This is a genomic window from Serratia sp. CY27727, from assembly GCF_052169275.1.
Lineage (GTDB): Bacteria > Pseudomonadota > Gammaproteobacteria > Enterobacterales > Enterobacteriaceae > Serratia > Serratia sarumanii.
In genome coordinates, this window is sequence record NZ_JBJNLB010000004.1 from 320,373 (window position 1) to 342,891 (window position 22,519).

Sequence of the window (22,519 nt, forward strand, 5' to 3'; positions counted from 1 at the left end):
CTCTCACCAAGCGGAGACGGCGGAATGCGGCTATTCTAGGTTGCTTGTTTCGCTGCAAAAACCGCAGTTATGACAATAGTGGGTTGCACTTTAGTAAACAATAGCAACCAATACATAACGAACGTCACGCAGTCATCTCACTTTTTCCCTTCTACCCAACAACTCTCTCTGTCAATAAAACCTATTACATAGCTACCGCGAGTTGTTTTCGTTGATGGCATTAAGCAAGCCAGCCTCAAACAGTTTAAACACCCTGCAAATTTCCGGTTCTCTTTCCGCGCGCAGCGTTAGCCCAATCCAAACGTCCAATGCCATCAGTTGTGGAAACAGGTCAGGTAACGGTAAAAAATTGCTATTGAACTGCGGCAGTTGCGCCGGCAACAGGCCGATTACGCCGGCCCAGCGAATCAGCTCCTTCGCCGCCGTATAGGAGGAGACGTGCATTACCGAATGCCTGCGGTGCGCGATGAAATGATTCCAGGGGTCAAGCGCCGGGTATTCCTGATATCCCTGATAATGAATCAACATATAGTCATTCAGATCGTCAAGACAATGCGGCAATATCAGTTTACTGGCGTAACTGCTGGCAATAAAAGGCATAAACGGCAACGGGGCCAGCCGTTTCCCCGCCACATGCTGATTCAGGCTCGAAACTTCGCCGGGTTGACTGAGCCATACGCGAATATCTGCATCGTCTTCATACGGGCAATCGGGAATCAGCGTCACGACTTTTTCACCGGCGCTTTTGCGCAACCAGGAAATCAGCGGCCGCAGCAAAAAACCATCCAACAACAGCGGCGACACCGATATTTTTATTGTTGCGGACGCCACATTCAAACCGGACAATGTCGAGGCATGCAACAGAGCATAAATCCGCCGACCAACTGGTGTGAGTTCGAGGATGCTCTTATTGCGCACGAACAACTTATACCCCACTCGCGATTCAAGCAGAGTTAATTCATCGCGCAGCTTATCGACGCGCACACCGAACTGGCGGGAGACTTTTTTCAGGCTGCCGCTGCGCGCCACAGCCGCAAACTTGCGTGCGGCCAGGTCATCTTCATCAAAGATGACCTTCCACGTGACGTTTGACAGCACATTTTCCATCTCGTCCTGTGTCTCGGCCCCCCCCTCCCGCTGCTCTTTATATCGTGGCATCGATCATTCCCTATACGTCAGCCACAGTCGCACAAGCAAAGGCATCGGCATGCCTGCAGGAGGACGTTTGTCGATTGGACGCGCCGTCAAAATCTGCTGCAAATCCGCCGTTATTGCCTGTCTTTCTTCCAATACTGACACGGTATCCAGGCGTGCAACGCCCCCCTCCTCATCCAACCAAACGCGAATGATGATCGAAGGCGGTATCCCCCCACTATTCCTGATTGACCAATCGTCGAAAAACGTATGGAACCGCTTAACGGCCGGCTTATCATCGGCCAGCATCCGTTGAAATGCAGCGCCAACAAACAGCGCGTACTCATGCCATGCGCTATGCTTGTCGGTCTCCGACCGCGTGGCCGCTACGCCGCCCAGCAAAGCCATTCCGTCCACAATACGGCGGCACCACGAACGCCAGAACATGCTTTTCATCAACATAGGTCTTCCATCGTACAGGGGGATGCCATGATGGCGCTCAAGGCCGCACCGTCGATATTCAGCGTCGCTGTCCCAACCATGTTCTGCAGATAACGTTGCGCCAGTTGCGCCTGCCGTTGTTGACGCAACGCGCTGCGCAACTGCGGTACCACTTCATTTTCCGTCGCGGTGCGCGCCGGTGTGACGCCTTCCAGCTTGATGATATGAAAGCCTGATGCCGACTGAATGGCCGCCGACACCTCGCCGGGTTTCAGCGCCGAGACCGCCGAACGGGCTTCTGGCAACAGCTGTTGTAACGGCAACTCGCCCAGATCACCGCCTTGCACCACCGTTTGCGGATCCTGCGAATAGCGGCGTGCAAGATCGGCGAAATTGGCGTCCTTCGCCTTAGCTTCTTTCACCAACTGATTCGCCAGAGTGCGAGCCGAATTCAGAGACGACATATCCTCAGCCGATGCGGCTAAAAAAATCTGCCTTAAATGAAAACGTTCCGGGATCTGCAAGCGACTCTTTGCCTGCTCATAAGCCTCCGTCAACTCCTGCTGCGAAGGGTACTCTTGCGGTGGTTGGCTCACGGCATCAAGATAGCTGCGCAACAGGATCTGCTGCGTCGCCGCCGCAATCGCGGCGTGAACCTGTTCGTTTTGTTCCCAGCCTTTGGCTTTAGCTTCGGCCACCAGCGCTTTTTCGGCCAGCCGCTCCTTCAGCCATTGGTCTCTGAGCTCGGCTTTTTCCGCCAGTGCGTTACGCCAGGCCGGCGTCAAGCCTGCCAACCATTGACGCAATTCCGTCGACGCCACGGACACGGCTCCCAGACTCGCCACCGGGCTGAGAGATTTGACCGGCTGCTCGCGTGATGCGACGCTTTCCACCGTAGTGGGCCGCAGCGCCATGACGCCGACCAGAACGGCAATGCCTATTCCTCCTCCCACCAAACCGATAACGACACGACGACGCCGGCCCCTTTCTTTCATCGACATACTTTGCCTGTCCCCATTTTTCCGGAAATAACTCACGATCAGGTTCCCACCGCACGGCGGGTTCCCATCGTTACGAAGCTAACTCACTGCGCAACGTTTGCGGCAGCGCGGGATCGGGCTCTTCGACGGTGGCAGGTTCTTTTTCATTTACCGAATGAATCGTATTACGCAAATACAACAGAAACTCCTGCAGCAAGCGGTCCCATAGCTCGAGCGTCGCCTGCAAATAACCGCGGCTTACGCCACCGGCAACCATCACATCCGTTTCCAGCACCAGAAAACCGTTCTGTTCCGTCAAGCGTGAGAAACGCCTGGAGTGGTTCCATTGCGCGACCAGCCCCTCCGGCAAGACCCCATCGATACGCAGGGCGGTGCTCAGCGTGAAGTCCAGGTATTCACCCAACGCTTGGCCCGGATTACCGAACCGCAGGCTAAACCCCACTCCCTGGCTGGCGCTGAGCAATTGCATTACGCCATTCAGTTCCGTTTCATTGGTTCGGTATCCCGCCGACTGCAGCATTTCCGTCAATAACGGGGAAGTAACACTCTCTATCATGTCATGTGCACTCATCGCATTGGCTCTCTTTAGTTGCATGGGAATTAGGGTTGTTGCGTCGTCTGGCGCGCATCGGCGCGATTTTCATAGAGCCGATCGCCGTAAGATTGTGCAATTTCATCAAACTTGACGCGCGAAGAGGTGGCGAACGGCTGCCGCATTTTCAACAGACTGCCAGTGCCCAGGCTTTCATATTCCGTCAGCACCTCCTTACCCAGGGCATACAGTTTCTGGTTCTTGACCGTGCAAGAGGCCAACGCCATCTGCTGCTGCTGAAAACGAGTCTGTAAGTTGACCCGTTCCGCCTCTTTCCCTCGCGCCAACACCAACAGTTCATCGTAAGCTTGCTTGTATTGCCCCGCCTGTTGTCGGCTGGCGGCGATTTGTTCGCTGGCCTGGTTGCGTACGCTATCCTGCTGTTGCGCCAGCGCCTTACCCTGGTTCTGCGCATGTTCCAACTCCGTCTGCAATTGCTTCACCTGAGCCTGCGCCGCTTTCAGCTGGGCTTCCGCAGCGTTGCGCGCCGCCTGCAGTTGCGCCTGCCCCGATTGCATCGCTTGCAATTGTTGGTTCGTGTTGCGTAGCTGCGCGCGCAGACGCTCCTCCATGGTCTGTTCCACGGCCGAGGCCGATCCTGGCATTAAAATCTCCGACAACAGTACCGCTAGCAAACACCCCCACCAGAATGGGAGACGAAAACGTTGCTCATTCATGCCTCTTTTCCCTCACCGTTCATCAGCGTCAGAAACGCGCGTTAAGATCCAGCTGGAAGACGTTGATCGATAAAGGATCGCCGTAAACCTCATCCGAACTGCTCCAGCGCCCTTCCACCGACACATTGCCGGTCAGTGCATAATTGGCGCCTAGGTAATACCCTTTGGCATTGGTACCACCCAGATGGAAACTGGAATCGTTGTAAGCGTCCGGCAGGGCATCCGGCTGAATGTATTTATAACCGGCGTACACATTCCAATCGCCTTCATGGCTCATATCCATAGAGCGGCCGAGCACCGCCTGCACCATCCAGGCATTCGCCCCACTTTGCACTGCGCCATCGCCGTTCAGGTTATTGATGATCTGCCCCTCGGAACGCCGGCGCATTTTGCTCTCGTCATAGGCCAGGTTACGCACATAGTCACCCTGCAGGCGCAGTTTCAGCGCGTTAAAGGTTTCGGTATCCCAAATCAGGTTCACATCCAGCAGATTAAATTCGGAAGCCAGACCGACGTATTGCGGCAGCGGCGTTTGTTGCGGATTATTGGGGTCCAGCGCAATATTGCGTAACAGGAACAACGTGTTGCCCTTTTGCATGAAACCAGGGCGCGACCAGTCCGTATCGCAGGCGGGATCGCCAGTATACAAGCTGCAGGATGACGAGCGCTGTCCTTCAATATTATCGAAGTAGTAATAGGCCAATGCACCGCGCAATTTATTGGTCTCATTGATTTGCCACTCGGAACCAACCTGAGCGCCGAATAGCCACTTGTCTTCACTCTTGCCTTTATTTTGGCTGCGCGAAGGCCAGGAGTCGGAACCGTATTCCAATGGGAAAGCGCCCAGCGTGCCGAACAGGCTGGCGTTGTCCGCCACCTTCAGATGCGATGCACTCAGCGCAACGCCATCCAGATTCAACTCGTTGGAAAAGAGGATATCCGTAGAAACGAACGGGTTAGCCGCACGGCCGAGCTTTACGTCCCAGACGTTATTCGACGAATGCCAACCGATCCAGGCACGATCCAACCAAATGTTTTTCTTGCTCGAATTATCGCCCAGCGTCTGGTTAGTGGAGACTGGGCTATCGTCGCTGCCTGTCGCAACACGAACGGCACTGCTCCAGTTATCGCTCAGCGCGGCCTCGACGCCCAGCCGCGCACGCACGCGGAAGCGATTCTCACGATTTTTACGCGTGTTCAGCAACGGCGGCAGTGAAGAGCTGGTCATAGTATTGACGTCATACGGCTCACCGTCATTCAACGCATTAAAATCGATGACCTGATCGCTGTTCGCGCCGGAATAAAAACGCGATTCGTTGCGCGTTCGCACATCACCGGTCACTTTAATGCGTGAAGCCCAGTCCGGGAAAGTATTCGGCGCCGCCCAATTCTCTGACTTCGCCTGGGCGATCACTTCCCCTTTAACCTCGTCGCGAATTTGATCGCGCACGGTTTCCGGAATATAGGGCACACGTACATCGCCCGGCTGCACGTCAGACCCTGCGTCAGCGGCCACCGCGGTGCGCGGCTGCCGCTGACGCGCCTGCTGCGCCTCCTCCTCCGCCTGGCGCACCAGCGTTTCGGACTGTTCCTTGGTCAACACGCCCTGCTTGACCAACAGCCGGATCAAATTAACCGTGGCGTTTTCCGAAGGGGCCGCCAACGCCGACCCCGCAGACAGAGCCAGGCTTACGGCAACCCACGTTGCCACACCATTAAGCTGGAAATTCATTTTCACGCTGCTCCCGCAATAATACGATTCATAAGTGGTAATAGGTCAGCCTGGGCGCCGCCCCTGTAATAAAATTCGCACTGGCAACGACAGCGACTTCGGGGGCTTTTGCGTCATCGCCGGCACGCGCCGCAATGCGGCGACGACCTTCTCGTCGATATCCCGTTCGCCGCTGGACTTCACGATGTCCACACGTGTTACTTGTCCGGACTCGTTCAGCCACAGATTGAGCTGCAGCCGGAAACTCAACATCCGCGTGTTCTCGTCCTCACGCAGGACCTTCTGAAAGACGTGCGACAAATATTGGCCGTAGGTCGCATTACCTATCCCGCCACCACCGCCGCTACCGCTCATGCCGCTTCCCGAACCGGCGCCGATGTTGAAAGCGTCGCCGCCCGCTTGCGCGGCGCCGTCCATCTCCATCGCCTTGGCCAGATCGTCAGCCGGCTTTGGCGCTTCTTCCTGCGGTTTGGGTTCCTCAACGGGCTTCGGCTCCGGCGGCGGTTCCGGCTCCACGACTTTTTCCGGTTCCGGTTCCGGCTGTTTCGGCGGTTCCGGTGGCGGTGGCGGCGGTGGCGGCAAAGGAATGATCATCGGTACCTTCGGCGTCTCACGCCGAACCCCGCTCATCTCATTGGCCCATTGCCAGATAAACGTTCCCACCACCGCCACCAGCGCTACGGCAAGCGCCAGCCAAAGGTAAAACTTCGGCGAACGCTTAACCCTAGGCTCAGCCGGCTGGTTCGTTTGTTTTGAGTTAAACAACATGTTTTTCCCCGAACTCATTTTTATTGACGGGGTTTGCCCGTCACCAGCCCCACCTGAGACAGCTCGAGGCGACGCAACAGATCGAGCACCTCAACCACCTTTTGGTATTGCACCCCGGCGTCGCCGCGCACGATCACCGGAAAATTCGGGTTCAACGCTTTCTCAGTGCGTAAACGATCTTCCAGTTCGGGCAAGGTGACCGGATAGGCGTCGAGAAAAACCTGTCCGGCATCGTTCACCGAAATGGCCTTGGTTTTTTGTTCCGATAAAGAGACCGACGCACTGGCCTTCGGCAGATTGACCTGAATACCGGCGATCTGCGCCGTGGCCGTCAGGATGAACATCACCAGCACCACCATCAGCACATCGACCAACGGAGTGATGTTGATCCCATCTACCGGGCCGTCGTTATCCTCATCGTCATGGGAAAGGTTCATCGAGGCCATTAGCGCTCCCCTCCTGCCGCTGCAGGGGACGGTTCACGACCTTCGGAGCCGTACACTTCAGCCATGCGTGCAATGAACTCGTCGAGGAACACGCGCATGTCGGCGCTGACGTTGCGATTACGCGCCACCAGCCGGTTGTAGCCAAACAGGGCGGGTATAGCGACCAACAGTCCCATCGCGGTCGCCAGCAACGCCGCCGCCATACCGGGCGCCACCGCATTAATGTTCACGTCCCCCGCCATCGCCGTGCCAAGAAACACCACCATAATGCCCAGCACCGTTCCCAACAGACCGATATACGGCCCACCGGCGATAGCGTTGGACAAAATACCCATGCGCGCGCCCAACTTGCGGTTCTCTTCCGTACGCACAGAGTCCATAGACGCGCGAATCGCCTCCAGCGTAGCTAGCGAAACCGTCATCACTCGTCCGCCCGACTGGCTGCGGCGGACGCGCAACTCGTGCACTGCCACAGCGTAAATTCGCCATAGCGTGGAGTGCTGCAGCCGGTTGGCCAACGGCGCGTCGTCGGCCAACGCCTCCAAACGCGTGCCGACATCGGCAAAGACCTCGCGGAAGTTTTTGTTGGCTTCTTCGACGCGGCTGACGTTGCGATTTTTACGCACCATGATCACCCAGGATTGGGCCATCATCAGGCAGAGGATGGCGATGATTACCCAGGCATCCACGGGCACCGCGTTCAGCAGGAACCCAAGGCTGCCGAATCCGAAACCGGACTGCTTTTCGTCGACGCCATAGACCACCAGTTTCGAATCCGCCCCCTGCGCCAGATAATCAGCCATCAGCAGAGCCGCCGGGCGCGCCACTTTCGACAGCCGCAGTTCATCAATCGCACCGATAAACGCCCGATGATCTAGCGCAACACCATTCTCTGGTGGGGCGACAGCGCCTTCCTGTGTCGGTACGCTTGCGACATCACCGCCGACGGCGGCGATCGTATTCAAAGGCGGCAAAGCCAGCGCCAGCGTGCTCACCGGCTGGCCATTCAGATACAGCGTGACGCCGTCCGCGCCGGCGACCGCAGCAAGATGCTGCCATTGCGCCTCGCCGATCGGCTGCGCCGCCGCACTGCGTTGCCCGTTAACTTCCACGAACGGACTTCCCTCCGCCAGGCCGATCAGGAATGAATTGCCGGAATCGCGGCGCGCATAGATCAACTGCTCTCCACTCGGCTGATCGGCACGGATCCAGGCGCTTAAGGTAAAGCTGCCCGCTGCCGGCACCGCTAACGAAGGTGACGCCGGGATCATCATCGGCTCACCGCCGGTAAACTGCGCGGCATGTCCCAGGACACCGTCGACAATGCCGCCCGGCGCTGTTTGCGCATTGTTCGCATACGCCGTGGTATCGCGCGGCGCAGCGCCCGGCGCACTGTCAAAGTGGTACACCAGGGTATAATCGGGATCGAAGGTCAACTGGCCGTTGACCGTGGCGGGCGCCTTCGCGTTGCCGTAATACATCCAGATGTCCTGCCGCTGTCCACCCGCGACATCCGGCGCATCGACCCATATGTAGGCCACCCCCAGCAACGGATCGAAGCTTTCTATCTGATAATTCAGCACGGTCTTGTCATCGGCGGCGACGAAGCGCAAATCCGCGCCTTTCTCCTGCGTGCCATCAAACGCGAAGTTGCCGGTATGCAAGCGCACCAGCAACGGTACACGCCCGATACGGTCATTTAACGCAGCCCCTTCCGCGGTGGTATCGACGGAAATCTGCTTGCGGTAACTCCAGTCTTCCTGCCACCAGGCCTGCGCCGCTAACGGCGTCAATAGCGTGCTTAGACAAACGAGCAATAACATCAATAAGCGTTGCATGGTCAAACACTCCGAAATAGCGCTGTGTTGGTAATGACGGTGTTCATTCGCACACCCCGAATAATTAGAAATTCGCGCTGACGCTGAACTGCGCGCGCGGGTCGTTCTTCCCGGTGTTGGGCCCTTCAATCAGCGGCAATCCCAGATCGACATTGCCGTATAGCCAGTCGGAAATCGCAGCGCTGGCTCCTACGCCAACGCTGGCCATGTTGAAACTGTCTTTCTGTTCGGGCAGCGCATCGCGTAACCACAGCTGCGCCGCATCTGTAAACGCGTGCAGACGTAACTCGGTAACCGGTGAACCCACCCAGGAAGAGAATGAAGGCGTGCGTAGCTCCACACTGCCCATCACTCCATCATCGGCGGACTGTTCCGCCGCGAGATAGCCGCGCACCGATGTGGCGCCACCCGCTGAGAATTGCTCATTGGAAACCAACGGGCCGGAGGCGATCTGAAACGCGCTTTTTACCGCCAACAGCCAATCGCCGCCGAGCGCTTCCGTCAGACCTGCGTCCCCTTTCAGCAAAGCGAAATCTTTACTGGCGCGATAGCGCTTGCGATCAAACTCGTCGTAGTCGCTGCCGTAATGGAGAAAATCGCTGGTAGCGGTCACGATGCTGAGACTGAGGTTGCCCTGCCGCCGATCGTTGAAGTAGTAGCCGCTATATCCGAAGGTAAAAGGTGCATACTTCAGCGGTACCCGGTCTTCGACGCCGCCGTACATCACGTTTTCATCAAAATCTTTAAACTCCAGCCCCAGACTCAGTTGATGAGTCCACTCGCCGCCGGACGGCAAGGTGTAGATCGTCGTCGCGCCATAAGAGTGCCCTTTACCCAACACGTTGGTGCCGCCCACCGTCGCCACGTCGCTGTCCGACTGGTATCCGGAGAAACGCAGCGCCCATTGTTCGCTCAGTGGCAGGCTGTAACTGGCTGACCAGACTTTGGCGTTATCGGTCTTCTCCGGCGCGGTGAAGAAGGTCAGCGAAGCGCTGTGCCCTTTCTGCCACAGATTGGAATTGCTCAAAGACGCGATGGCCCGCAACCGCTTGGTATCGGCACTGTAGTCGTTGTTCAACGTCAGACTGCCACCCCAGGGGTTCTTGTCGTCGACGTTCAGGTCGACATCCATGGTCCCGGGCACCACTCCTTCTTTTACCGTTGGCGTCACCTGGCGTTCACCGCTGCGATTCACCGCGCTTAACTCGTCTTGCACTTTACCGAAGTTGGGCACCTTGTCTTCAGCCAGCGCAGGCACCTCATCGCGGATCGCCAGCGGTGAATGATACTTAGCGCCCACCACGCGCACCCGGCCAACGCGGGTTTCGGTGACTTGCAGATAGACCACTCCGCCGCTGACCTGCTGTTCAGGCAGCGCGACATAAACGGATTGATAACCTTTGCTGTGATAGATCTGTTGCAATGCCTGCTGAGCGCTTTCCACATCCGCCAGTGTGCGTTGCGGCCCTAAAAACGGGTAGACCGCCTTTTCTATCTCGCGGGCGCTGAGCACCGTATTGCCGCGCACGATATATTCATTAATATTGACCCGAGGCGCTTGCGCAGCGTCGACGACGGTTTCCGACGCGACGGCGGACGGCGATTCGGTAGCCGCTGACGACATCGCAGGCAGGGTTACCGCCAGCATGCTCAGGCAAACAACCCACCGATTATTCTTATCAATGTCATGCATTGGATGAACTCTGTTCTTGATGGCATCAACCGCTGACACCTTGCTCGTGAGTTATGAGCAAGAGCCGCAACCTGGTGCTGAATCGGCCCACATGCCTCACCGATATCAACTGACACTATCTAGACGGTTGGCGATGGCGTAGACCGAACGGTTGTCACCAAAACTTCACAAAATTCGGGATTTACCGGCCAACATGCAGAAAATAACGAAAAAAAATCACAAAAAAGGCACCATCGTCATAGAAACGAAATATGCGCAGGTTATGCAGGGGGGGAACGGTGACAGAGGATAGAACCCGCCGCGGTATCCGCGGCGGGTAGGTCGTCATATTACAGCGATAATCGATTACGTTCCTCGGGGGTCAGTTGCTCGCGCGATTGCGGACTTAGCGGCCCGGCACCCAATACCTGTACTTGGCTGTCATAGCGGTAGCCGGCCACCGGCGTAGCCGTCGCGCTGCCTCCCGCCTCCAGACGTTCATCGCCGTAGCCGAGGATCTCCACGCTGATCGTCGAAGGCTGATTGCGCTTCGCCTGGCGCGATACCTGCTCCGCTGCCTGCACCGCGCTGCCCGCCGCCTGGCTGGCCGAGGTCAGCGCCCCGACGTTCACCGCCGCCGTCATAGGGATACCACTGCTCTGGCCCTGGGTCTGGATGTTCGCCGCGTTGACCACCTGCAGCGCCGCCACGTTGACGTTGCCGGAGACCCGAATGCCCGCCTCGCCGGCATCGATGGTGCCGAGCGGCGCGATCAGGTCGATGTCGCCCGGCGCCACCTCAGGAATCGGATTCAACGTGGCGATGCCCGCGCCGGTGCTCGGCACCTGCGGCGACAACGTCACGTTGCCCCAGCCGTCGTAAATACGCCGCGGTGGAGTGTACACCACGGTAGTCTGGGCGCCGCGGCCAGCGTTGATGTCGCCTTCTGCAGACCAGGCCAGAATGCCGCCGCCGAAAGTGGTCATGATACGGCTTTGGCCGAGCAGGATACTGCCCCGCGAGTAGGTCTGGATATCGCCCTGGCCCTGGGTGACGATGCCTGCGGTGGACGGCGGCGCCTCACCTTCGATGCCGAATACCTGCCGCCCGCCTGGGGTGAGCAACTGGATATCACCGCCAAAATCAGTGTGTACGCCGGCAGCGCCGTACATAATGATGTCACCCTCATAACTGATCGAGTTACCTGCCGGATCACTCTCCGGGAACAGCGCGGCGATGACGTTGCGCCCGCGCAGGTAACTCCCCTGACGCACGCCGCCGACCTCGTTGTACTCGCGGCCGCCGGCCCTGAGTTCGGCGAAGTACACCTGGCGGGCGAAGATCCGCTGCTGCTCGGCGGACAGGCCGGCGAAAAACGCCTGGGCTTGTTCCGCGTCGCCGGCGAAGCCGAAGCGCTCGTCCAACCACTTGGCCAACTCCCTTTCGTAGGTCCTGACCACCTTGCCCGGCTGCTCGGCCAGCGGGGTGCCGGCCTGCGCTAGGTTGGCCGGATCCAGGTAGCGCTCGAGGAAGGCCTGGTAGTCGGCACCCGCCGCGCCGGCCTGGAGCACGATATCGGCACCCGGCCGGCTGTCGCCCGGCACCACCGCGCCGAGACTGGTGATCGCCGCGCGGTCCTCCATGAGGATGTTGCGCCCGGCGCTGATATCCAGGGTACCGGGGCCGGCGACGTTGAAGTTGCTGTAGAGGATGTCGCGGCCGGCCTGGACCAAAGAGAGGTCGTTGGGGTTGTCATGGACGAAGAGGTTGCCGGTGAAAGAGGTCGTCATATCGATCTGGCTGGCCGTCCTTCCCAACGGAGTGCCGGAAGCGACGATATCGCGTCCGGCGCGCATCCACACCGGACCAGCGCCCTCATACCAGATTTGTCCGGCGCGCCCGCCCGCCTGGTCGCTGAAGCGAATCAGCGCACCACTGTTGAGCCCGACGATGTCCCCACTCAACGCATAGAAACGTACCGGCTGTAGGTTGCGCACCAGGGCCGCTGCGCTGTCAGCGCCGAAGTAGAACAACGGTAGCCCCTCTACCAGCGCCGGGTTGCCGTCTGGACTACCGTTGCCAGCTACCCGGTCGACGAAACCGGCGTCCGCATAGCCGGCGAAAGCCGGCGACCAGATCGATGGGAGACTGGCCGGATCGGCGCCCGAGCGCTGCACCGAGTAGCCTCCCGCATAGATGGACTCGCCGGCTAGCAACGCCAGCTCGCCATTGAGCGACGGCGCCAGCAGCAACGATGTGGCGGTATTCAGCAAATGGTCCGATTGCAGCACACTGCTCGATGGCCCCAGGTAGATACTCCCTGTCGGAGCGGCAGCACGCAGAATCGCTGGATAAATGAAACGCCCATCGCTGGGTGAGGTGTTCAACCCGCTATTGACGGCATACTCCGCGACTTGAGTGCTCGGCGTCAGGTTACCGCCGGCGGCAAACAGGTCAATGGCGGTATGCTCGCTCCACAGGCTAAACCAGCTGACCCCACCGCCAGCGTACTGAATACCCTCTTGAGTCGAGAAAACAGAGCTGTTGGGCAGGTTGACCCGTCCTGGGTCGCCGCTCCCACCGAGCACCAGGTCGCCGCGAGTATCCAGGCGCAAGGTGGCGTCACCGGGGATCACTACCAGACCGCCGGACGCGTTGCTGCGCGTGGCGGTAAAGGCATCGTACGGGCGGGTGTCCGTCGGGTCCCGTTGTCCGGCGAACATGTCATATAAAGGACCGACGCCACCGATAGCGCCGCTGCTAAACTGCGCCGTGCCGCGCAGGTTGACCAGCACACCCTGCAGATCAAGCCGGCTGCTGCCGCTCTTGTCGCCGACGGAAATGACCCGAGCCTGCAAGTCGGGATTGAGCGTCCCACCGACGCGGATGTCCATATCACCGCCGCCGCCAAGCGTCAGGGTGCCATCGCGCTCGACCCGTCCGTTGCTCCCCACCGCGACAATTAACCCCTGGCTACGGAAGGCTTTCTCACTAATCGCCGGCAGGCTGTCGGTTCCCCGCGGCACAAGGTTGCCAGCGGCCCCCCCGACCCGCATGCTGACATCGCCACCGCCCAGGGTGCCAAAACCAGTGAAACCGAGCAGGGCCGGAAGTTCGGCATCCGCTACCATTGCATAGCTACCGAAATTAACCCACCAAGCGACGGGTGTATCGTCATTGCCCTGGCGCCATAGCCAATTGCCGACCGACGCGCTGGAACGCGTCAGACTCATGGCGTTGTTCAGACTGCTTGCCCAGACATCACCCGCCAGGTCGCCCCCCACACTGACATTCAGGTTGCCGCCGTATTGCGGATACCAGGCCTGGTATTGGCCTGCCGCCAGCGACTCGTAGTCCGCGCCATTGCTACCCAACAGCGTTCCGTCGAACTGGCCGCGCGGCTGATTGAACGGCGCCCCGACATCGACGGCCTGCGTTCCCGCGGTATAGACGCCATACGGCGACCACTGTGTCAGGTTGCCGGCGCTGGCCAGATCGAGGTCACCGGTGCCAGTGCGCAGGACGCTGAACAACTGGTTCTGCGGCTCCAGCTTGGTCGTCGAGTTGATGATGCATTGGTCGGGGAAGAACTGGCAGATGCCTGCAAACTCCTCGTCGGTTACTGCCACACCTTCCGGCATACCTAGCCAGTTCCCAGGCGCCCAGGTGGCCTTGGGCGTAGATACGCAATAGCCGGCATCGATGGAACAAATCCAGGCATTGTCTTCATCGACCGGCGTTCCCGGCTCCAACCCCATGCCCATCTCGCCGATGCGATCGCTCCAGACCTGGCCGCCGCCAGCCCCTTCTGCGATCCTGACCTGATAATGCGCATCGGCCAGGTTCAAGCTCGCCGTGGAATCCGGCCGCACCAACCGATTGTCGGCAGCCGACAGATCGGCACCGGCGACCAGACGCAGGGACCAGGACTGGCTGCCGGCCGGCAACATCTCGGCCAGCGCCCAGTTGCGCCCCTGACGTGTTCCGTCGCTGGGGCGCAGTTCGATGGAGGACGCATCGCCGCTCAGCACCACGTCGGTCTGCGAAGGAATCAGCGCGCCCCGTGCCAGGGGCAGTTCGCCATTGAGCAGCAGTGTATTGCCGGAAGCCTCGACGCTCGGCAACGGTACCCCAGCCGGCCAGGTCATCGCCTGCACGCTGGCCGGTGCCGCCAGCAGGGTACCGGCACCCAGCCGGCTGCCGGCCTCCAGCGTCACCCCGTCGCGCAGCAGGCTGCCCGCGGCGTACAGCAGGTTGCCAGCGGCATCGTGGATGTCCGCTACCAGCACGCTGCCGACGGCCAGGGTATAGGGCTGTTCGAGTACCGCCTCGGTGGCCAGACGGGTGCCGGCGGCCAGGGTGGTGCCCTTGATCGGCAGGTCGTAGTTGAGGGTACGGCCGCCGAGGAACGCGGTACCGTCGCCGAGCACCACGCCCGGACCGGGAACCACCAGGTCGCCACCGAACGGCTGCACTCCCGGGGTGAGGATCCAGCCCTTGTCGTCCGGCGAGTCCGGCGGCGGCGCGAAGCCGTCGTTGATACTGCCGTAGAGGTTCAGGTCACCGCCGGCGCGCAGCACCAGCGCGCCGACCTCGCCGGAACCGTAGACCTCGGTCAGCGGCGTGTTCGGATTGAGGCTGGCGTAGCGGTAGCCGGACAGATCGAGATCGCCCTGCACCACCAAGTCGCCGTCCGCCGTTGCGCTGACGATCTCCACCCCTGGACGCAGGTGGAAAGCATCCGCGTAGGTGGCATTGGTCAGTCCGGCCAGCTTGCCGTCGAGCAACTCGCGGTTGGCCAGCGCCGCGGCGATGAACGCGCTGCTCTCGGCATGCCGCGCATCGAGGTAAGCCTGGTCGATCACCTGGTAGGGCCGCCCGCCGGCCGCCGGATCGTTGCCCCAGGGCGCACCGTCGTAACGCTGCACCGCGTTCAGGGTGATGCTGCCGGCGCCGCGGATGTCCAGCGCGCCGCTGGCATCGATGGCGATGTCGCCGGCGCTGACCTCGCCCACGCGTGGCGCGTGCAACTCCAACGTGCCACGGGCGACGCCATCGGCCTGTTCCGCTGGCGCCGCGGTGCCATGGCGCAGGTCGATGCGCGCGCTGCCGGCCAGGACCAAGGTGCCGCTGCCGGAACTCAGCTCGACCATCGCCCGGTTCGGGCTGTCGATGATCTGCCCGTAGCTGTCGCGCCGCAGCAGGCTCCCATGCGCATCCAGCAGCGCGTTGCCGCCCAGGCTCAGGCCGCGGCCGCCGGCCAGACGGATCTCGCCGACCTGTGCGCCGCTGGCGTCCACCGTGCCGCTCACGCCGAGCTGGCCATTGTCGAGGGACACCTCGATGCGATGCGCCTTCAGGCCGTCGCCGATCTGCAGGTCGCCTTGCTTGAGCTGGAAGCGCCGCGCGCCGAAGACCTCGCCCTGGTTCAGGCGCTGGTTCAAGGCGGTGAACTGCTCGCTCAGGCTGACGCCGTCGCCCAGGCGCTGGGCGCGGATTTCCAGCTCGCCACCGAGGAACGGCACGCGGGTGCCGCCGGCATCGTAGTCGCCGCTGGCGCTACCCAGTATGCGGCCCTGCAGGTCCACAACCCCGGCGTCCTCGGCCAACGCCACGGCGCTCAGGGTACCGCCGCGGTTGTTACGCGCCGACAGGTCGATCAGCGAACCGGCAGCCTGGCGGATGTCGCCGGCGCGACTGCTCAGCAGCAGGTCGCCACCCCAACTGTATTTATCCACATCGTTGAAGCTGGCCTTGCGTCCGGCCAGGTCGATGCGCGCGCCATCGCCCAGCTCCAGGTCGTCTTCGGCGCTCAGGCTCAGCTTGCCGCTGGGTAGCGAGACCGCGCTATCCAGGCGGATCTCGCGGGCGCTCAGGGACAACTCGGCACCAAGCCCGGCGGTGCCGCTGTCGAAGGTCACCGCGGCAGCGCCCGCCGGTGCCGCCAGGCTGAGGCTACCGCCACTGCTGATCCGACTCAGCGAACCGGCCTCGCCGGTCAGCAACGGCGTGCTCAGGCGCAGGTCGCCGCCGCTGTAGTGCAAGCCTTCGCCGGCGACATAGCCGTCCAGGCGCTGGTAGACCCGCAAGCTGCCCTTGTGGTTGGCGCTGATCCGCTCGCTGGCGTTCAGTTGCACCTCGGCGAAGCCCAGCGCCAGGCGCGCCTCGTCGGTCTCGCCGGTCGGCTGGGTATTCGCGCCGTAGCCTAGGGTGATGCGCTCGGCGTCCACCCGCAGGGTTCCGCTGCCGCTACCGGCGCCGCCGGCGACCGGTGCCGCAGCCGGCTGGCTGGAGCCGCTCCAGACCAGGCTAGCGGTGCGAATGCTGGCGACATCCTCGCCGGTGCCATGGCCGTAGATGGCCGGCGTGCCCAGCACCAGGTTGGCCAGGCTGGATTTGCCGGTGGCCGGGTCGTAGGTGTCGAGGCTGACACTACCGTACATGTTCACCGCGTCGCGGGCGCTGAGGATCAGATTTTCCAGGGCCGGAATACCCGCCCCGCGCTCGCCGCGCAGCAGGCGCTGGAGCACCGTCTGATCCAGCACCAGGCCGTTCGGCAACACGCCACGAGCGGCCGCGTCGGCCAGCGACTGGCTGGAGCCGATATTGATCGCACTTAGCGCCAGGCTTAGATTGCGCGTGCCATAACGAACGTTGTCGTCGAGTTGCACCGAACCGTTGGTGGCGATTCCCAGGGTGCCTTCCGAATAAAGTTCCACCGGCGCGCAAACGCTGAGCGTGCATTCGCCGATGCTGATCTGGGCGGTATTGCCAGCGGCCGGCGCGAGGAAATTCAGCCAGCCGTTGGACAGCGCCAACAGACCACGGTCGCCAGACTGGTAGACATAGCCATCACTGGAATCGAAGGCGCCCTCTCCACGCCCGCGGGTATCGATGGCGGCGCCCGCCTCGACTTCAACATTACCGAGCAGCAACACCTCGGCGGCGGACAGGCGGGCTCCGGAGCGCACCGCGACCGCTCCGTTGGGACCGGTGAAATTGACCAGATTGCCGGTCTGGCCGTACTGCACCGCCGGCATGCCGCCAATCACCAGGCGGCTGGCGTCCAGGGCAACGAGATCGTCGGCGTACACCGAGGCACCGTTGAAGCCGGAGGTCGGTTGGGTACCGGCGGCCAGCACCTCGTAGCCATTCAGGTTACTGAGGATCAGCGAGCCGCCATAGCCGTCCTTCGCCGCCTTGAACGAGGCTTCGCCAGCGAAGTGAAAACCGACCTGCGCGTCCTCACTCCTAGCCAGGTTGAGCAGCAGCGCACGGGCGTCCGCCGGCAACATGGCGCGCGGCACACCCAGGCGTGCGGCGTCTGCACGGACGAAATCGGCATAGCTGGTTTCGTTGTACTGCGAGTATCGTCGCAGAGTATCGGCCGAAGACAGGATCACCTGGCTGGCCAGGCTATCGCGAATCGCGGTTCCGCCTACGGACAGATAACCGGCACTGGACCAGGAGCCATTGCGCAGGGCCTGGGTCGCGACCGGCGTCCCACGGCCGTTGAGTTCGACGCGGAAGGCACCGGGCAACAGGGCATAGGTGGAAGGCAACAGGGTGTAGGTACCGGCCGGCAATCCGGGGACGCCCAGGGTCAGGGTGACCTGCTGGCCGGCCAGCGGCGCCACCGCCCCGGCCTCGCCGCCCTGCGGCGCATAGCCGGGCTGCACCCCGGGAAGGATGGCGTAGACCGGATTGTCGCCCAACTCCGGCAGGTGGAAGCGCCCCTCGGCATCTATCTGCACCAGCGGATGGAAGCGGGCGTCGGTAGAACCGCCGCGACCTGAGATAAAGCCGGCGCCAGTCAGTTCGCCACCGCCGGACAGATCCAGGCGCGCACCATCGTCAACCTTCACCCGCTGGCCATTCAACGTGATACCGGTGGTCAGCCCGGTACCCGAAACGCCACCGGCGCCGGCCAGACCGATATCCTTGCCGTCGTAGCGATAGCTGACTCCGTCGGTGGTACCGCCATAGGGCATCACCAGGCCGGTACCGCTGACAGAGGTTAGACTGCCGGGCAGCAACTCGACCTGCCAGCTCTCGGCGCCGCTGAGGCCATTGCCCAGTTCGATGCGGCCCAGCGGCGCGCGGATCACACCGCCCTGCTGCACATCGGAGGCAAACAATTCGAGAGCACCAAAGACGGAGTAAGGCATAGCCGACGAGGTCGACGTCGTCCTGCCGATCCGCAGGCCATAGGCTTCGTCAAAACGTTCAGACCGACCGGGATCGCTGACGACCCCGGCACGGACTTCTGCGACCACCCCGCTGCTGGGATAAAGTTGCGCCGCCAGCAGTTCCAGACCACCACGCGTCCACAATCGTCCGCGCGAGTCCCCGTCCGACACGGCCCCCAAGAAACGCAGATCACCCTGGCTGCTCAGGATCGCCTGCTCGAACCCCAGTCGCTGGTAATACTCGGACTGGCCCGGGATATCGCCACGCATACCGAGGGACAGACTGCCGGCCTGCTCCAGTAGTCCGCTGGCAGCGATCTGCAGTCGCGCCCGGGAGACAGCCGCCTCTGGCAATTGCGAATGCAGGATTTGCGGTCGTCGCATGCCGCTGACGGCGTAATAATTTCCGAGCCCGGAAAGATGCACATAGGGCGCCCTCAGGCTCACCGCAGTGTCATCTGCCGCTCCCACGGCCAAGGATAGGGAGCCGCTGTACAGGTTGAGACTCTGCCCCAGCGCCAAGCTCACATCACCTGCAAAACTGATACCGCCGTTGCTCAGCAAGGACAGTCGATCGAAACCTCCCGCCTCGACCTGTTCGACCGCCAGCCGCCCCTGGCCATAGCGCAGCGCAGTATCCGCCTGCCCCGGCGATAACTCGCTGCCCAGCGGCTCCTCCATCTGTTGCGCCACCTGCAGTTCGCGCCACGCCAGCACTCCAGCGCCCTGCAACTCGCTGACGCGATACAGCGGCGACTCCAGCGCCAATTCCAGGCTGCCGCCCGCCGCCCCATGACCGCCAGCTGCAGCGCGCAACGCACCATCGAGGAACAATCCGTTATAGGAACTGAGGGCAATGCGTCCACCGTCACCAGCCACCAGGATCCTTCCCTGGCCGGGTACATCCAGCAGCGCCTGGCTGCCAGAGGCCTCCAGGCGCGCGCCGGGGCGAACGATGACAAAGGCATCCGCCGAGGTTGCGGTCGCCCTGGTCGGGTCGATCTCACCGCCGATGACAATGCTGCCGCCGGACTGCACCTCTCCATAAGTCCGTCCGCGCCAGTCGAGCGCCGTCGTAGCGCGCCCCGCAACATCCAGCACGGCCTGTTCGCCGATCCAGATGGAACGTGCGTGAGCCTGCGCCTGGGCGCTCTGGAAGCTTTCGGCGACATCGATCTGGCCGAACTGCTGCTGGCGCACGTCGATGCGTCCGCCCCAAGCGTTCAGAGTGCCATCCAAGGTGATCTGTCCGGAACCGCGCAGGACGATGGCGCGCCCCGGATCGACCTCAACCAGCGAACCATGCCCCAGCTCCAGCGTCTGGCTGGCGGGATCGAGTTGCTCGAGGATATTGCCGTCGCCGCCTGCCTGCAGGTACAGATCCGCCCCTTCGCGTTGTATCAAGCGTCCGGCCAAGACATCCTCCAGGTACAGCGGCGGCGTCCAGGCCTCCAGCGCCTCTCGCGGCGCCTCGCCAGCCGCGACCTCGCCGGCCCCGGCGGCGACACGGTAGACCGGTCGCGTGACCCGCACCTGGGCATCCTCGGCTATCGTCAATCCGGAGCGACCGACCACCCGGTAGTTGGCGAAGCCCTGCTGGAAGAAATCTTCGGCCAGTTGCAGGCTGCCATCTCCGAGATCGTCGCCGCCGATCCGCACCTTGCCGCTCTGCAGCGACAGCGTGCCGGCGCCGCTCACGCCGAGACCGCTCAATGTACCGCCCAACTGCAGTTGGCCGTCTCCAGCCAGCGCCGGACCGGCACTGGCATGCAAGGCGATATCCCCACCACGGCCGCCCAGTCGCTTGCCATCGGCCAGCATTGCTGCCCCGGACGACACATCGAGCAAACTGCCCTGCCCCAGGCTCAGGTCGCCGCCGCTGCGCAGGGAAATCCGTCCGCCGTCGCGGTAGGCCAACGTATCGTTGACCTCCGGCGCCAGCAGCAGGTTGCTCCACAAGCCGCTGGCATCCAGTCGTACGCCATCGCCCACGCGCAGGATGCCGGCTTCGCGGCCGGCATCGACGACCCCATCGTTCGTCCCGTTCGGGGAAATCTGCGCCAGTACGTTGCCGGCCTGCAGGCTGCCGCCACGGGCGGTGATGTCGGCGTCGATCGCCACGTCATTGGCGAACAGGATCGCTTCGCCGCCATTGGCCAAGGTCAGCGCGCCGTCGACGCGGATGCTCTCGCCGGCCGCCACCTTCAGGCCGCCCAGCTGGAAGCCGTTGAGCAGTTCGCTGTCCAGGCTCAGGCGGCCCTGGCGCTCAGTGGCCACCGGAGCGTCCAGGGTCAGCTCTTCGGCCGCCGCCTCGCCGGCACCGATGACCACCTGCTTGAGGCTGCCGGCATCGGCGCCGAGAGCGTACTCCAGCAGGCCGCTGCTCTTCACGTAGTAGGGGGTGTAGCGTCCGACGACCAACTGCGCGCCGCGCGCCACGGCATTCTGCGACTGGTTGTAGCCGTCCAGACCGGCCTGTGGCGCTTCGCTCTGCCGCTCGCCGCGATAGGTATCGCCAACTACCAGGCCGTCGAGCCGCGCATTGGCGCTGCCGATCACCAGACTGCCGGCGTCACGGCCGACGATGTAGCCGTTCTCGTAGCGCTGGGTCGGCGCGATCAGCGGATTGTAGAAATAACGGGTCTGGTCCCAGCGCTCGCTGTGTGCCTCGTAACCGCGGTAGATGCCGTCGTAGAGCAGGTCGCCCGGCGCCGACCCGAGTTCGTAAAGGCGTCCGTCCGAGCCCTTCAGCCAGGTCTGGCGGATGTAGCCGCCCTGCACATCGAGGGTACCGCCGGACAGGTTGATCTGCGAACCGGCCTGGGTCACCACGTCGTTGCCGGTGAAACTGACGATGCCGCCCTGGGCCATCCACTCGCCTGCCGAATGGTTGCGCGTGCCAAGGTAACCGCCCAGTTCCAGCAGGCCGCCGGCGGTGTACCAGCGGTCGCTGGCATAGCCGTTGGTGCCGGCAGGCACCCGTACCAGGTCGCGCACGTCGACCCACACGTCTTGGCTGTTCAGACCGCCGCCCTCGCGGTTGACCGAGGCGTCGCGCTGCTCGTTTCCGCGCACGTTGACCTTGATGCTGTTGGTCTCCATCGCCACTTGCACGCCTTGCGCGCCGGAGACATCGATCACCGCGCCGTCACGCAGCTGCGCGCGCTGGCCAGCGTTGACCGCCACCTGACCACCGCTGGCGAGGGTGATGGAGCCGCCCTGGAAATCGACGCTGCCGGCGGAGTCGATCTCTACCCGTGACAGGTCGCGGCGGTCGTCGTCGCCCCGGCTGACGGCGGCACTGGAGCCGTTCAGCGGCTTGAGCAAGGCCTCGCGCTGGCTATCGAGGGCGGCGCTGCCGCTGCTGTCCACCAGAATCGCGCTGGTGGCACCTTCGGCCAGGGTGATCCGCTCGCTGGCCTTCAGGTGCAGGGTGCCGCGACTGTCCACCGAACTGCTGGAAAGCAATACGCCGGCCTGCTCCACCTCGCGGCCGCTGAGGCTGATATCGCCGGTGGCGGCCTGCACCAGGCCGCTGTTGCGCACCCGGCCGGCACTGCTGTCGGCGGCGAAGCCCGGCAGCACCTCGTTGCCGCGCGTGGTCGACATCACGTTGCCGTCGGTACCCTGCCCGCGGCGAATGACAAAACTATCGCCGGCGGCCAAAGTGGTCTGGCCCTTGGGTGTGACGATCTGCCCGGCGTTCTCCACCTCGCCACCGAGGAGCAGCACGTATCCGCCCCCCTGGGTCGAGCTGGCCGAAGGCGCCGTAGTCAACTGTGCTCCCTGTTCCACCCGCACCGCGCCCGCCGCATCGGTGAATGTCGGGCGGCTGCCTGTGTTGTCGTAATACAGCCCGCGTTGACTGAATTGCTCATCGCTGATATTGGCCGCCGCCGCCGCCAAATTGCGCACGTTGACCTGACTGCTGCCGCTGAACACCACACCGTTGCGGTTGACCACCATCACCGTGCCGTCGGCCTTGATCTGGCCCTGGATCTGGCTCGGCCGGGCGCTCGGATCGTTGAC

Annotated in this window: 11 protein-coding genes; all 11 read right to left on the reverse strand. The window is 62.2% G+C overall.

Annotation, left to right across the window (positions count from 1 at the left end):
- Nucleotides 1-192: 192 nt before the first annotated feature.
- Nucleotides 193-1,158 carry a LysR family transcriptional regulator gene (locus ACJ8HB_RS14040; RefSeq protein ID WP_080298828.1) on the reverse strand — a complete coding sequence of 322 codons (966 nt, stop codon included), beginning with the start codon at nucleotides 1,156-1,158 and terminating at the stop codon, nucleotides 193-195.
- Between the two features lie 3 nt (nucleotides 1,159-1,161).
- Nucleotides 1,162-1,596 (reverse strand): hypothetical protein, encoded by a 435-nt coding sequence (locus ACJ8HB_RS14045; RefSeq protein ID WP_052133436.1) that lies wholly within the window; start codon nucleotides 1,594-1,596, stop codon nucleotides 1,162-1,164.
- Nucleotides 1,590-2,576: a peptidylprolyl isomerase gene (locus ACJ8HB_RS14050; protein ID WP_080298829.1), complete on the reverse strand. Its 987-nt coding sequence runs from the start codon at nucleotides 2,574-2,576 to the stop codon at nucleotides 1,590-1,592. Before ACJ8HB_RS14050 ends, ACJ8HB_RS14045 begins: the two co-directional genes overlap by 7 nt.
- A 70-nt stretch (nucleotides 2,577-2,646) precedes the next feature.
- Nucleotides 2,647-3,147: a YbjN domain-containing protein gene (locus tag ACJ8HB_RS14055; protein WP_047571632.1), complete on the reverse strand. Its 501-nt coding sequence runs from the start codon at nucleotides 3,145-3,147 to the stop codon at nucleotides 2,647-2,649.
- A gap of 29 nt (nucleotides 3,148-3,176) precedes the next feature.
- Entirely contained in the window at nucleotides 3,177-3,773 is a 597-nt protein-coding gene (locus ACJ8HB_RS14060) for a hypothetical protein (protein WP_047567708.1), read from the reverse strand.
- 100 nt (nucleotides 3,774-3,873) lie between these two features.
- A complete protein-coding gene (locus tag ACJ8HB_RS14065) occupies nucleotides 3,874-5,577 on the reverse strand; it encodes a putative porin (RefSeq protein ID WP_047567709.1) in 1,704 nt (567 codons plus the stop codon).
- Nucleotides 5,578-5,622: 45 nt separating this feature from the next.
- Nucleotides 5,623-6,345: an energy transducer TonB gene (locus ACJ8HB_RS14070; protein ID WP_047567711.1), complete on the reverse strand. Its 723-nt coding sequence runs from the start codon at nucleotides 6,343-6,345 to the stop codon at nucleotides 5,623-5,625.
- A 20-nt stretch (nucleotides 6,346-6,365) separates the two neighbouring features.
- Nucleotides 6,366-6,791 (reverse strand): ExbD/TolR family protein, encoded by a 426-nt coding sequence (locus ACJ8HB_RS14075; protein WP_047567712.1) that lies wholly within the window; start codon nucleotides 6,789-6,791, stop codon nucleotides 6,366-6,368.
- Nucleotides 6,791-8,608, reverse strand: coding sequence for a DUF2341 domain-containing protein (locus ACJ8HB_RS14080; RefSeq protein WP_223307157.1), 1,818 nt, complete (start codon nucleotides 8,606-8,608; stop codon nucleotides 6,791-6,793). Before ACJ8HB_RS14080 ends, ACJ8HB_RS14075 begins: the two co-directional genes overlap by 1 nt.
- 85 nt (nucleotides 8,609-8,693) lie before the next feature.
- A complete protein-coding gene (locus tag ACJ8HB_RS14085) occupies nucleotides 8,694-10,322 on the reverse strand; it encodes a ShlB/FhaC/HecB family hemolysin secretion/activation protein (protein WP_052133438.1) in 1,629 nt (542 codons plus the stop codon).
- A gap of 329 nt (nucleotides 10,323-10,651) precedes the next feature.
- Nucleotides 10,652-22,519, reverse strand: an 11,868-nt coding sequence (locus ACJ8HB_RS14090) for a filamentous haemagglutinin family protein (protein ID WP_442520185.1), incomplete at its 5' end; no start/stop codon positions are given.